The organism is Pseudomonas sp. NEEL19, assembly GCF_028751975.1.
GTDB classification, from domain to species: domain Bacteria; phylum Pseudomonadota; class Gammaproteobacteria; order Pseudomonadales; family Pseudomonadaceae; genus Aquipseudomonas; species Aquipseudomonas juntendi.
Window position 1 is genome coordinate 852045 of record NZ_CP081491.1, and the last position, 13465, is coordinate 865509.

Annotated in this window: 8 protein-coding genes; 6 read left to right on the forward strand and 2 right to left on the reverse strand. The window is 64.0% G+C overall.

The window, feature by feature from the left end; all coding sequences use genetic code 11:
- Positions 1 to 8 precede the first annotated feature (8 nt).
- Together K4A76_RS03880 and K4A76_RS03885 are read right to left on the reverse strand one after the other, a co-directional pair.
- A complete protein-coding gene (locus K4A76_RS03880) occupies positions 9 to 1007 on the reverse strand; it encodes a class I SAM-dependent methyltransferase (protein ID WP_274411599.1) in 999 nt (332 codons plus the stop codon).
- A gap of 54 nt (positions 1008 to 1061) precedes the next feature.
- Positions 1062 to 2027, reverse strand: coding sequence for a 2-hydroxyacid dehydrogenase (locus tag K4A76_RS03885; protein WP_274411600.1), 966 nt, complete (start codon positions 2025 to 2027; stop codon positions 1062 to 1064).
- A 210-nt stretch (positions 2028 to 2237) separates the two neighbouring features.
- Here K4A76_RS03885 and K4A76_RS03890 point away from each other — a divergent pair, with 210 nt between their 5' ends.
- From K4A76_RS03890 to K4A76_RS03915, 6 genes are all read left to right on the forward strand, one after another.
- Positions 2238 to 3920, forward strand: coding sequence for a fatty acid--CoA ligase (locus tag K4A76_RS03890; RefSeq protein WP_054889824.1), 1683 nt, complete (start codon positions 2238 to 2240; stop codon positions 3918 to 3920).
- A 332-nt stretch (positions 3921 to 4252) separates the two neighbouring features.
- Entirely contained in the window at positions 4253 to 6139 is a 1887-nt protein-coding gene (locus tag K4A76_RS03895) for a DUF1302 domain-containing protein (RefSeq protein ID WP_161892805.1), read from the forward strand.
- 25 nt (positions 6140 to 6164) lie between these two features.
- Positions 6165 to 7529, forward strand: coding sequence for a DUF1329 domain-containing protein (locus tag K4A76_RS03900; RefSeq protein WP_274411601.1), 1365 nt, complete (start codon positions 6165 to 6167; stop codon positions 7527 to 7529).
- Positions 7530 to 8284: 755 nt separating this feature from the next.
- Complete coding sequence (locus tag K4A76_RS03905) at positions 8285 to 11002, forward strand: LuxR C-terminal-related transcriptional regulator (protein ID WP_274411602.1); 2718 nt, start codon at positions 8285 to 8287, stop codon at positions 11000 to 11002.
- A 158-nt stretch (positions 11003 to 11160) separates the two neighbouring features.
- The gene (locus tag K4A76_RS03910; RefSeq protein WP_009682687.1) at positions 11161 to 12768 is read left to right on the forward strand and encodes a response regulator; all 1608 of its coding nucleotides are present in this window, start codon (positions 11161 to 11163) and stop codon (positions 12766 to 12768) included.
- The gene (locus tag K4A76_RS03915) at positions 12765 to 13457 is read left to right on the forward strand and encodes a sensor histidine kinase (protein WP_009682688.1); all 693 of its coding nucleotides are present in this window, start codon (positions 12765 to 12767) and stop codon (positions 13455 to 13457) included. The genes K4A76_RS03910 and K4A76_RS03915 overlap by 4 nt, the downstream gene beginning before the upstream one ends.
- Positions 13458 to 13465 lie beyond the last annotated feature (8 nt).

The following is a 13465-nucleotide window of genomic DNA, read 5'->3' on the forward strand; positions in this document are numbered from 1 at the left end:
CGCTGTTTTCAGCCATGCACGGCCTGGTAGATTCGGAAGCCTTCCGCCTCGTCGCGTATCTGGCAGTTGCCCAGCGCCCCTTCGATCAGCGGCTGGTAGCGCAGGAAGCTATTGGCAACCAAGCGCATTTCGCCCCCTTTTCGCAGATGAAACGCTAATTTTCTCAGCAAGTTTTCCGAGGCCTGGTAATTGGTGTGCACCCCGGTATGGAACGGCGGGTTGCTAAGAATCAGGCTCAGGTCGAGCGGTGCTGCATCAATGCCATCACCGCTGATCACCTCACCTTCCAGGCCGTTTGCAGCCAGGGTCAGACGGCTGGCCGCCACGGCGAAGGCATCCACGTCCAGCAACGTCACCCGGTTGTGCGGGTAACGGCGCTTGACCGTGGCACCCAGCACCCCGGCACCGCAACCGAAGTCCAGCATGTGGCCGCTGGGCAGGTTGTCCAGGTGCTTGAGCAGCAGCGCAGTGCCGCGGTCCAGGCGGCCGTGGCTGAACACACCGGGCAGGCTGACCACTTGCAGCGGGCCGTCTTCCAGGGCCAGTTCGAAGCGCTGGGCCAGGCTCTGCAGCGGTGTCGCCTGCGGGGCCTGGTCGACCATCACCTGCCACAACTGGCAATGCCGCGCGCTGTCGAGCTTGCGCGGCTTGCCGAAAGCCTGCAACAGCTTGGCCGCGCCCTCGATGCCACCGCGTTTTTCACCGACCAGGTACAGCGCGCGACCCGCCAGGCGGGAAGCCAGGGCGTTGAGCAGGTAGGCGGCCAATTCGCGGGATTTGGGCAGGAACAGCACGGCGCTGTCGAACGCGCCCGCCGGGGGCTCTACGCCATACTGGCTGCGGCCCGCAAAGCGGCCTTCGAGCACGGCCTGGTCGCCGGCGTGCCACGACCAGGCGCGGGCTTCGGGCAACTGCCCGAGCAAGCCGTCGGCGGGGGCGCCGGCGAGCAGCAGCGGGCCCTGGAACAGCTCCGCCTGGCGGAGCAATACTTCACTGCGCGGGTCCATGAACGACGCCTCCTGGAAAAAAGTGGCGCAGTGTAGCAGAGCCCGGCGCCTGGCTCAGCTGACCACGCGGCGTGGCTGCCCGGCGAAAAAGGCCTGGGCGTTCTCGCTGAGCTGGCCGACGATACGCTGGCGCGCCTCCACCGCGCCCCAGGCGCTGTGTGGGGTGATGATCAGGCGCGGGATACCGGCTTCGAGCAGCGGGTTGCCGTTGACCGGCGGCTCCACGCTCAATACGTCGGTGGCAGCGCCGCCCAGGTGGCCACTGCGCAGCGCATCGGCCAGGGCCTGCTCATCGATCAGGCCGCCGCGCGCGGTGTTCACCACCAGCGCCCCAGGCTTGAGCAGGGCCAGCTCGCGCGCCCCCAGCATGTGCCGGGTGTGCTCGTTCAAGGGGCAGTGCAGGGTCAGCGCGTCAACCTCCGGCAACAACGCCTCCAGCGGCAGCCGGTCGGCGCGCTGCGGGCGGCCGGGGATCAGCCCGCTCAGTACGCGCATGCCGAAGGCTTCGGCCAGCCGCGCCACCGCGCCGCCCAACTCACCGTGGCCAAGCAGGCCAAGGGTTTTGCCCTGCAGTTCGACAATCGGGAAATCCAGCAGGCAGAACTGGTTGGCCTTGGCCCATTGCCCCTCTGCCACCGCCTGGTGGTAGTCGCACAGCCGCGTGGCCAGCGCCAGCAGCAGCGCGAGGGTGTGCTGGGCGACAGACGGCGTGCCGTAGCCCTGGCAGTTGCACACCGTGATGCCCTGGGCGCGGGCGGCGGCCAGGTCGACGTTGTTGGTGCCGGTGGCGGCCACCAGAATCAGCTTCAATTGCGGGTTGGCGGCCAGCACGGCGGCGTCGAGCACAACCTTGTTGCTGACCACTGCGACCGCGCCCTGCAGGCGCTCGGCGACCTGTTCCGGGGCGGTGGCGGCGAACAGCTCGAATTGGTCGAACTGCTGCTGCAGGGGCGACAGATCCAGGTCGCCGAGGTCCAGGGACTGGTGGTCGAGAAACACGGCGCGACGCGGGCTGGGCATGAACATCTCCTGGGCAGGGCGGGTTTGTGGTGGGGCTCCCGGCGCAGTGTCCAGCTCAACCTCGCTGCCCGTCAACGCCTTGCGGCTCATACCTTGGCCAGGCAAATCATTCCTTCGGCTGATTTGGCCGTCACATTGGCGAACTACAGTAACTCCCCAGATCAGCTCCCCACAGACTTCTACGGCCCGCTTCCAAGAAAAGGGATACCCATGTTGCAGACCCGCATCATCAAGCCCGCCGAGGGCGCCTATGCCTATCCATTACTGATCAAGCGTCTGCTGATGTCTGGCAGCCGCTACGAAAAGACCCGCGAAATCGTCTACCGCGACCAGATGCGGCTGACTTACCCACAGCTCAACGAGCGTATCGCCCGGCTGGCCAACGTGCTGACCGAGGCCGGTGTGAAGGCCGGTGACACCGTGGCGGTCATGGACTGGGACAGCCACCGCTATCTGGAATGCATGTTTGCCATCCCGATGATCGGCGCCGTGGTGCATACCATCAACGTGCGCCTGTCACCCGAGCAGATCCTCTACACCATGAACCACGCCGAAGACCGTGTGGTGCTGGTCAACAGTGACTTTGTCGGCCTGTACCAGGCCATCGCCGGGCAGTTGACCACTGTCGACAAGACCGTACTGCTGACCGATGGCCCGGCCCAGGCCGCCGACCTGCCCGGGCTGGTGGGTGAGTACGAACAACTGCTCGCCGCCGCCAGCCCGAGCTACGACTTCCCCGACTTCGACGAGAACTCGGTGGCGACCACGTTCTACACCACTGGCACCACCGGCAACCCCAAGGGCGTGTACTTCACCCATCGGCAGTTGGTGCTGCACACCCTGGCCGAGGCTTCGGTCACCGGCAGTATCGACAGCGTGCGCCTGCTGGGCAGCGATGACGTCTACATGCCGATCACGCCGATGTTCCACGTGCATGCCTGGGGCATTCCCTACGCGGCCACCATGCTCGGCATGAAGCAGGTGTATCCCGGTCGTTACGAGCCCGAGATGCTGATCAGGCTGTGGCGTGAAGAGAACGTCACCTTCTCCCACTGTGTGCCGACCATCCTGCAGATGCTGCTCAATTGCCCGACTGCCCAAGGCCAGGACTTCGGCGGCTGGAAGATCATCATCGGCGGCAGCTCGCTGAACCGGTCGCTGTACCAGGCGGCGCTGGCCCGCGGCATCCAGCTGACCGCAGCGTACGGCATGTCCGAGACCTGCCCGCTGATATCCGCCGCGCACCTGAACGACGAGTTGCAGGCCGGCAGTGAGGATGAGCGCGTCACCTACCGTATCAAGGCCGGGGTGCCGGTGCCGTTGGTGGAGGCGGCGATTGTCGACGGCGACGGCAACTTCCTGCCCGCCGATGGCGAAACCCAGGGCGAGCTGGTGCTGCGTGCACCGTGGCTGACCCAGGGTTACTTCAAGGAGCCGGAAAAGAGCGAAGAGCTGTGGCTGGGCGGCTGGCTGCACACCGGCGACGTCGCCACCCTCGACAACATGGGTTACATCGATATACGCGACCGTATCAAGGATGTGATCAAGACCGGTGGCGAGTGGGTGTCGTCACTCGACCTGGAAGACCTGGTCAGCCGCCACCCGGCCGTGCGTGAAGTCGCGGTGGTGGGGGTGGCCGACCCGCAGTGGGGCGAGCGCCCGTTTGCCCTGCTGGTGGTGCGCGAGGGCATGGCGATCGATGCGAAAGCGCTGAAGGACCACCTCAAGCCGTTCGTCGAGCAAGGCCATATCAACAAATGGGCGATTCCCAGCCAGATCGCCGTTGTTACTGAAATTCCCAAGACCAGTGTCGGCAAGCTGGACAAGAAGCGCATTCGCCAGGACATCGTGCAGTGGCAGGCTAGCAACAGCGCCTTCCTGTCCACCCTGTAAACCCGGGGCGGGTCGCGTGCGACAGAACGCGACCCGCGTTCTAGAGCGGCTGGCGCCTTGCCAAATGGTAAAAATGCGCCATCCTTGAGCACTGCCAGCACGCGATCAAGGAAAAAACCCAACGAGTGGTTGGCACGGAGCGCAAATCACACTTTAGAGGGATCAAGCGCCTGTGCCTTGCTGGCTATAGTCGGGGCCAGGGGATTTTCAGGAATGGGGGAGGGCGTCACGCGCTAGCCGTGCCGCCGCAGGCGCAAGCCTGCAAACCGGTCTCTCGGGCCGTTCTTGAAAGGACTCACTGCCATAACAATAAAGTACATGGAGTAGCGTCGATGAAATCTGCAAATCCGTTCTGGCGCCGGGCCAAGCTGCCCTTGGCCGTCAGCATCGCTTCCACGCTCGCAAGTCCTGCTTTCGCTGTCAGTTTCAACATCGGTGAAATCGAAGGCCAGTTCGACTCGTCGCTCTCCATTGGCGCCAGCTGGTCGACCGCCAACCCCAACCGGAACCTGATCGGGGTGAACAACGGCGGCAAGGGCCTGTCGCAGACCTCCGACGACGGTCACCTGAACTTCAAGAAGGGTGAAACCTTCTCCAAGATCTTCAAGGGTATCCACGACCTGGAGCTCAAGTACGGTGATACCGGCGTATTCGTGCGCGGCAAGTACTGGTATGACTTCGAGCTGAAGGACGAAGGTCGCGAATTCAAGGACATCAGCGATTCCAACCGCAAGGAAGGGGCCAAGTCGTCCGGCGCCGAACTGCTCGACGCCTTCGTCTACCACAACTACTCGATCGGTGATCAGCCGGGCTCGGTTCGCCTCGGCAAGCAGGTGGTCAGCTGGGGCGAAAGTACCTTCATCGGTGGCGGCATCAACGCGATCAACCCCATCGACGTGTCGGCGTTCCGCCGCCCGGGTGCCGAGATCAAGGAAGGCCTGATTCCGGTCAACATGTTCTACATCTCGCAGAGCCTGACCGACAACCTGTCGGCCGAAGCCTTCTATCAGCTGGAGTGGGACCAGACGGTCGTCGACAACTGCGGCACGTTCTTCTCGCAACCCGACATCATCGCCGATGGCTGTACCGACAACCTGCGCGTGCTCAACAGCAGCCGCACGGTACCGGGCGCCGCCCAGCAGTTTCTTGCCACGCGCGGTGTGAACATCAACGAAGAGGGCGTGATGGTGCGTCGTGGTGCCGACCGCGATGCGCGTGACAGCGGGCAGTTCGGTGTGGCCATGCGCTACATGTTCGAGCCGCTGGACACCGAGTTCGGTGCCTACTTCATGAACTACCACAGCCGTGCGCCAATCTTCAGCGCCACAGGGGCCGCACCTTCGGTATTTGCAGGGCTCAGCGCGCTGCCTGCGCAACTGCGGGCGCTGGCGCCGCTGATCGTGGCCGGCAATTCCGAGTACTTCGTCGAATACCCGGAAGACATTCGCCTGTATGGCTTGAGCTTCTCCACCACATTGCCCACTGGCACCGCCTGGAGCGGCGAAATCAGCTACCGGCCCAACGCACCGGTGCAGCTCAATACCACGGACATCCTGTTTGCCGGGGTTCGCCCGATTGGTGGCGCGTTGAGCAACGCCTCGCTGCTGACAGGCACCCCTGGCCAGGACCTGCATGGCTATAGTCGCAAGGAGATCACTCAGTTCCAGACGACCCTCACGCACTTCTTCGACCAGGTGATGGGCGCCAGCCGCATGACCGTGGTCGGCGAGCTGGGTGTGACCCACGTCGGTGGCCTGGAGAACGCGCACGATACCCGCTACGGCCGTGACCCGGTATTCGGCCCAGGCCCGTTGCCCGCCACCGGCGGCGCAGATACCTGCCAGGCACTCAACAGCAGCACCATCGCCGGCGCGGGTGCGGGGGCCTCCACCGCCAACCTGAACCGCAATTGCGAGAACGACGGCTACACCACCAGCACCTCGTGGGGCTACCGCGCCCGCGTGATCTGGGACTACAACGACGTGTTCGCCGGGGTCAACCTGAAACCGAGCGTGGCCTGGTCGCACGACGTGTCGGGCTATTCGCCAGGCCCTGGCGGCAACTTCGAGGAAGGCCGCAAGGCAGTCAGCCTGGGCCTGGACGCCGAGTACCAGAACACCTACACGGCGAGCCTGTCGTACACCAACTTCTTCGACGGCAAGTACAGCACCGTGGATGACCGCGACTTCGTCGCCCTCAGCTTCGGCGTGAACTTCTAAGCCCACAGATCCAGGACAACACGACATGAACAAGACCAGAAGTCTGCTGCAAGCCGGTGTGCTGGGCCTGTCCCTGCTGGCGACCAGCGTCATGGCTGCGGTATCCGCCGACGAGGCGGCCAAGCTGGGTAGCACCCTGACCCCGATGGGCGCCGAAAAGGCCGGTAACGCCGATGGTTCGATCGGCCCATGGCAGCCCTTGTCGAAAACCGCAGGCAGCGTCGATGGCAAAGGCTTCCTGTCCGACCCGTACGGCAGTGAGAAGCCACTGTTCACCATCACTGCGCAAAACGCCGAGCAGTACAAGGACAAGCTCTCGCCAGGCCAGATGGCCATGCTCAAGCGTTACCCGGACACCTACAAGATCCCCGTTTTCAAGACCCACCGCGGTTCCACCGTGCCTGCCGACGTGTTCGCCGCCATCAAGGAGAACGCCACCAAGACCACCCTGGTGGAAGGCGGCAACGGCCTGAGCAACTTCCGCACCGCGATACCGTTCCCCATTCCGAAAAGCGGCCTGGAGGTGATCTGGAACCATATCACCCGCTACCGGGGTGGCAGCGTCAGCCGCCTGGTTACCCAGGCCACGCCGCAACAGAACGGCTCCTTCAACCCCGTGTACTTTTCCGACCAGTTCGTCTTCCGCGACAAGATGAAGGATTACGACCCGAACAACCCGGGCAACATCCTGTTCTACTTCAAGCAGGAAGTTACCGCCCCGGCGCGCCTGGCCGGTACCGTACTGCTGGTGCACGAAACCCTCGACCAGGTCAAGGATCCGCGCAAGGCCTGGATCTACAACGCCGGCCAGCGCCGAGTGCGCCAGGCGCCACAGGTGTCGTACGACGGCCCGGGTACCGCCGCCGATGGCCTGCGCACGTCGGACAACCTGGACATGTACAACGGCGCGCCAGACCGCTATGACTGGAAGCTGGAGGGCAAGAAGGAGCTGTACATCGCCTCCAACGCCTTCAAGCTCGATGACCCCAAGCTCAAGTACGCCGACATCATCAAGGCCGGGCACATCAACCAGGACCTGGCCCGTTATGAGCTGCGCCGTGTCTGGCATGTGGTCGCCACGCTGAAACCGGGGCAGCGGCATATCTACGCCAAGCGTGACTTCTACATCGACGAAGACACCTGGCAGGCCGCAGTGATCGACCAGTACGATGGCCGTGGCCAGCTGTGGCGCGTGTCCGAGGCGCATGCCCAGCCTTACTACAATGTCGAGGTACCGTGGTACACCCTGGAGGCCATCTACGACCTGCAGTCTGGTCGTTACCTGGCGCTAGGTATGAAGAACGAAGAGAAGCGTGCTTATGACTTCGGCTTCAGTGCCAGCAAAGCCGACTTCCAACCGGCGGCGCTGCGTCAGTCCGGCATTCGCTGAGCAGAACGCATTCAAGCGCCGGTTTACCGTAATGTTGTTCACTTGTGTGTGATGTCACACTGATTGGGGCTGCTGCGCAGCCCATCGCGACACAAGGCCGCTCCTACCAGGACCGTGCTGTACCTGTGGGAAATTCTGTGGTTTCTGGCAAGGGTAGCCGCAGCATCTTCAGCGCCTGTGAGATCGAGCGCCGCCCGTGCGGCGCTTCGCGGGTAAACCCGCTCCTACGTTTGTTTAGGGCCAATTATGCCTGTGGGATTTGCGCGCGAACGCCTTGGTGCCCACCACGATATCGCGTCGTAAAAACAAGGCGGTCGCGCGCGTCCGGCACAGGCAATACTGGCCCGAAACAAAGGTAGGAGCGGGTTTACCCGCGAAGCGCCGCGCGGGCGGCGCTCGGTCTCCCAGGCGCTGCATATCTTCTGACAAACACCTGTCAGCCCTAATGCGATCCCTGTGGCTTGCCTGCGATGGGCCGCAATGCGGCCCCAGTTGCTTGAGCGAGCAGCATTACCGGTTTACCGGGGCGTTTTCATTGGCGGCTCCATGCCCTCGGCGTGCAAGCCTGAACGGGCGATAAGTCCGCTGAATACCTGCCCAAACCCGCCCCCCACCCCCGCGTCCATCAGCCATGTCGCTTTTTGTCGCAGTCTTTTCTACGGCAATTGTTTCCATCATCTTCAAATGCGTAGCGTTACCGGCTAGTCTCGCAGGCATCCATATCGCCGTAGTCTTCCAACCAGAACGAGCCGGCCATGACAGAACTGTCCCGCACGCATGGATTCGCGACTCAGGCCTTGGGCCTGCTGGACGGGCGTTTCTTCCGGCCGCCATTGCCGGACGGGCACGTGCCGCGCCCGCGTTTGTGCCAGCGCTTGTACGCCGGCCTTGGTGGCCGCTTGCTGCTGGTCAATGCGCCGGCCGGCTTCGGCAAGAGCTCGCTGGCCATCGAGTTCTGCGAGTCGTTGCCCGATCACTGGCGCAGCCTCTGGCTGGGCCTGAGCCAGCGCGATGCCGACCCTGGGCGCTTTCTCGAGCGGCTGCTCGAAGGCCTGCAGCAGTACTGCCCGGCGTTGGGCGGCCAGGCCATGGGCCTGTTGAAAATGCGCCAGCGCCATCAGCCATTCGCCTTCGAGGAGTGGCTCGATGGCCTGCTCGACGAGCTGGCGCAGTACCTGCGTGCTGATACGCCGTTGCTGCTGGTGCTCGACGACTATCACCTGGCCCAGGGGCCGGTACTCGACCGCTGCCTGCAGTTTTTCCTCAACCATTTGCCGCCGGGCCTGGTGTTGCTGGTTACCAGCCGGCAGCGGCCGGACTGGCACCTGGCACGTCTGCGCCTGTCACGGCAGTTGGTCGAGCTCAACGAACAGGAGCTGCGGCTGACCGCCGAAGAAGCGCTGGCGGTGATCGGTCGCCAGCCCAACGGCTTGCGAGGCCAGGCGCTGGACAACCTGATCCAGCGCAGCGACGGGTGGGTGGCAGGGTTGCGCTTCTGGCAACTGGCGGTCAGCGAGAGCGCCGACGAGCAGGCCTTGCCACACGCCCTGCACGGGGGCGAGGGTCTGATCCGCGACTATCTGCTCGAAGAGGTCATCGACATGCTGCCTGCCGACGTGCAGGCCTTCCTCGATGAAACCGCCTGCCAGGAACGTTTCTGTGCCCCGCTGTGCGATGCATTGCGGGGGCGCGACGACAGCGCCGCGATCCTGCGCTTCTTGCAGGCACACCAGGTGTTCCTGGTACCGCTTGACGAGCATGGCCACTGGTTCCGCTACCACCACCTGTTCTCCGACCTGCTGCGCAGCCGCCAGGCCAGTGAGCCACTGGCCGACCTGCACCTGCGTGCCTGCCGCTGGTTCGAGCGCCAGGGTTTGCTGGATGAAGCCGTGGAGCAGGCCCTGCGTGCCGGCCACCTCGATGTCGCTGCCGACCTGGTACAGAGCCTGTCCGAGGAACAACTGCTGGCCGAACAGAATGTCGGCATGCTGCTGCGCTGGAAGATGGACCTGCCCGACAGTCTGCTGATCAGCACCCCGCGGCTGATCGTGCTGTACAGCTGGGCGCTGGGCCTGGCCTGCCAACTGGACGCGGCTGAAGAACTGGCAGGCCACCTCAGCCGCTTCCTGCCTGCACCTTCGGCGACCGCGCAAAAGTCCATGCTGGCCCAGTGGCTGGCACTGAGTGGCGTCATCGCCCGTGGCCGCGGTGATCGTGAGCGGACCCTGGCCTATTGCGGCGAAGCACTGCAGAGCCTGCCCGGCAAGCGCTATGGGCAGCGCCTGGTCTGTTTGTCGACGTTGTCCAACCTGGCGATTGCCGATGGCGACTTCTGGCGCGCCCGTGGCTGGAACCGTGAGGCGCTGGAGCTGGCCCAGCGGGTCGGCAACCCGTTGTTCGAGGCGTTGGCGCATTATGACCGGGCGCGGGTGTTGCACGCCCGTGGCGAGGTGCTGCGCGCACTGGATGAAGTGCGCCAGGGGCTGCAGCGCCTGCAAGGGCTCTCGGCGCAGCGGCTGTATGCGGTGCGCGCCCGCCTGACGCTGTATGAAGGCTACCTGCTGGTCTCGCGCCTGCAACCGGCCCAGGGCCGTGCACGCTTGCGCGCGGGGTTGGGCGAGGCACGTGCCTGCCGCGACATCAGCGTGCTTATCGGCCACTGCGTGATTGCCACCCTCGATGGGCGCGACGGGCAGTTCGCCGAGGCCTTTGCGGAACTGGCCGAGGCGGAACGGCTGATGCATATCTGGGATGTGCCGCCGGTTTACTACCTGGCCATGATCACCCTGGTCAAATGCGAGCTGTGGCTGGCCCAGGGGCGCGTCGACCTGGCCGAGTCCTGGTTGCTGCGCCTGGGCCAGACCTATGGCGGTGAGCAGCCGGCGGCGGCGCCAGAGTTTCACCCGCTGCTGCCGGTGCATATCGCCCTGCAGCAGGCGCTGCTCGAACGTGTGCTGTCACGCCGCACAGAGGCGCTTGAGCGCCTGGCCGGGCTGGTGGAGCGCGGCCAGGCCAGCGGCGGCATGATGCTCACCGTCAGCGCGCTCAGCCAGTGGATGCTGCTGTTGCTGGACGAAGGCCGCGATGGCCAGGCCGCGCAGTTGTTGCCCGGCTTGCTGGAGGCCGCACGCGGGGGCGTGCTGCAACCGTTCCAGCCGTTGCTGCAACGGCACCCGCAGTGGCTGCAGGAGCAGTTGCTGGCCAGGGCCGGCTGCCCGGTGCAGGTCGACCTGCTGGGGCATTTGCCAGCGTTGCCAAGCGCCCCATGCGGTAGCAGCGAGGCCCTGAGCGGGCGGGAGCTGGCTGTGCTCGAACTGATCGCCCAAGGTTGCTCCAACCAGCAGATCAGCGAGCGCTTGTTCATTTCCTTGCACACGGTCAAAACCCACGCCAGCCATATCAATAGCAAGCTGGGCGTGGAGCGGCGGACCCAGGCGGTGGCCAAGGCCAAGTCACTGGGGTTGCTGGCGTAGTGCTGGCGGTGCTGGCTATCGCCCGTTAAAGTAATGGCCTCGGGCCATGTTCGCGGCCGATAATGCTCGATGCTCATCTTTCCCGGCCAGCTGCCGATACAGCGATCGGTGGCATCGCCTCGCGCGATTTTTCAATCATTCCAGGGCAGGTCGTGTTGATGCTGCAGTACGGGCAAAAGAGCTTTCTGATCGTCGACGATTTCACCGACTTTCGCACGTCGACCCGGTCCATGTTGCGCGAGTTGGGTGTGCGCGACGTCGACACCGCCGACAGCGGCGAGCAGGCGCTGCGCATGTGCGCGCAGAAGCGCTATGACTTCATCCTGCAGGACTTCCACCTGGGCGATGGCAAGAAGAATGGCCAGCAGGTACTCGAAGACCTGATCATCGACAAGCACATCAGCCATGAGTGCGTGTTCATCATGGTCACCGCCGAGAGCAGCCAGGCCATCGTTCTCAGTGCCATCGAGCACGAGCCCGACGCCTACCTGACCAAGCCGTTCAACCGGGTGGGGCTGGCCCAGCGGGTCGAGAAGCTGTTCCAGCGCAAAACCCTGCTCAAGCCGATATTGCAGGCGCTGGACCGCAACCGCCCGGGCGAGGTGCTGGCGGCATGCGCCGAGCTGTGCAAAAGGGACCCGCGCCTGGCACCGCTGTGCCTGCGCTACCGGGCCGATGCCTTGCGCAACCTCAACCGCTTCGATGAGCTGGAGAAATTCCTCAAGGCCATTCTCGCCAGCCGCCCGCAACCGTGGGTGTACGCGGCGCTGGGGGCCTTGATGCACAAGCGTGGCCAGAATGCCCAGGCCCAAGGCGTATACGAGCAGGCGCTCAAAGCCTTCCCGATCATGCCAGCTTTGTACGATGGCATGGCCGAAGTGCTGGTGGCCCAAGGCGAAAGCAAGCGTGCGCAGAGCCTGCTGGAAGAGGCAGTGCGCCTGTCGCCATTGTCGGTGCGGCGGCAGTCGACCCTGGGCAAGCTGGCGCTGGAAAACGAAGACTTCGAAAGCGCTTCCAAGGCCTTCCGCCATGCGGTGAACCAAGGGCAGAGTTCGCGCTACAAAGACCCGGAAAACAACCTGGGCCTGGTGCAGGCGCTGATGAGCAAGAATGCAGGCTTTGGCCTGGACGCCCGTACCCGCGTCGAGATCAACACCACGCTCAGTGAAGTGGCCAAGGAAAACCCCGAAGACCAAGGCTTGCAGGTGCGTGCGCGGATGATGAAGGCCGCCAGCCTGCAGCAGGCCGGTGACCCGGAAACGGCTGCCAAGCTGACCGATCAGGCCATTCTGCGCCTGGACAAGATGAACCAGTTCTTCTCGGTCGATTCGGCCCTCACCGTCGCCGCGCAGTTGCAGGCGATGGGCCAGGAGGCCGCCGCCATCGGCGTACTGAAAAGCTGTGTGGAAAGTTATGGCGATGACCCCAAGGTCATGGAAAAAGTGGGCAAGCTGACGGACGACCCGAGTGTGCTCAACGCCATTACCGAAGCGGTCACCCTCAATCGCCAGGGTGTGCGCAGTTACCAGGGAGGGCAGCTCGGCGAGGCGTTGCAACTGTTCCGCAAGGCGCTGGGTCTACAGCCCAGGAACATCAGCATCGCGCTGAACACCGCCCAGGCGCTGCTGCGCATTGGTGGTGAAACCCCCCAGCCCGCGATCATGCAGGAATGCCGCGACGCCTTGACCAGCGTGGCCGGTATCCCTGCCAGCGACAATCGCTATGACCGTTACCGCAAACTGCACATCCGAGTGTTCGGCGCATGAATCAAGACAATCAGGGGCTGGATTTTTCCACGGTGATCGCCTCCACCGTGCACGACCTCAAAAGCTCCCTGGCGGCGTTGATCCAGTGCCACGGCCAGTGGGTGGAGCGCCTGCCCGAGGAACTGCGCGGCGGGGCCGAGCAAGGGATCATGGAGCACGAGTTTCGTCACCTCAACGGCATGCTGGTGCAGCTGCTGGGGTTGTACAAGCTTGGTGTGAACCAGCTGCCGGTGTGCCCGGACTACCACGAACTGGACGACTTCATCGAGGCCCAGCTGGCGGCGCACGAGGAAGTGCTCAAGCACAACGATATTCTCGCCACCTGGCGCATCGACACGGATAACCCGCTGGGTTTCTTCGACCGCGAGCTGGTGGCCTCGGTGATCGCCAACGTCATCACCAATGCCACCCGCTTTGCCGGGCATGCCTTGTTGATCAGCATCGAGGAGGCTGACAACCAGTTGGCCATTTGCGTGAACGATGACGGCCCGGGTTATCCACAGCGCATGCTCGACCGCCAGGAGGAATATACCCAGGGTATCGACTCGACCAGCGGCAGCACCGGCCTGGGGCTGTACTTTGCCGCACGCATTGCGGCGCTGCATGAAAGTGGCGGGGTGCGTGGGCGCATCGAGATCTCCAATGGCGGTGCACTGGGCGGTGGCTTGTTCAAGTTGTTTCTGCCGTAGGGATTGGG

Coding starts and splice junctions, on each gene's coding strand:
- K4A76_RS03885 (WP_274411600.1), bottom strand. CDS start 2,027: ATGCCCAGCCCGCGTCGCGCCGTGTTTCTCGACCACCAGTCCCTGGAC.
- K4A76_RS03900 (WP_274411601.1), top strand. CDS start 6,165: ATGAACAAGACCAGAAGTCTGCTGCAAGCCGGTGTGCTGGGCCTGTCC.
- K4A76_RS03880 (WP_274411599.1), bottom strand. CDS start 1,007: ATGGACCCGCGCAGTGAAGTATTGCTCCGCCAGGCGGAGCTGTTCCAG.
- K4A76_RS03910 (WP_009682687.1), top strand. CDS start 11,161: ATGCTGCAGTACGGGCAAAAGAGCTTTCTGATCGTCGACGATTTCACC.
- K4A76_RS03915 (WP_009682688.1), top strand. CDS start 12,765: ATGAATCAAGACAATCAGGGGCTGGATTTTTCCACGGTGATCGCCTCC.
- K4A76_RS03890 (WP_054889824.1), top strand. CDS start 2,238: ATGTTGCAGACCCGCATCATCAAGCCCGCCGAGGGCGCCTATGCCTAT.
- K4A76_RS03895 (WP_161892805.1), top strand. CDS start 4,253: ATGAAATCTGCAAATCCGTTCTGGCGCCGGGCCAAGCTGCCCTTGGCC.
- K4A76_RS03905 (WP_274411602.1), top strand. CDS start 8,285: ATGACAGAACTGTCCCGCACGCATGGATTCGCGACTCAGGCCTTGGGC.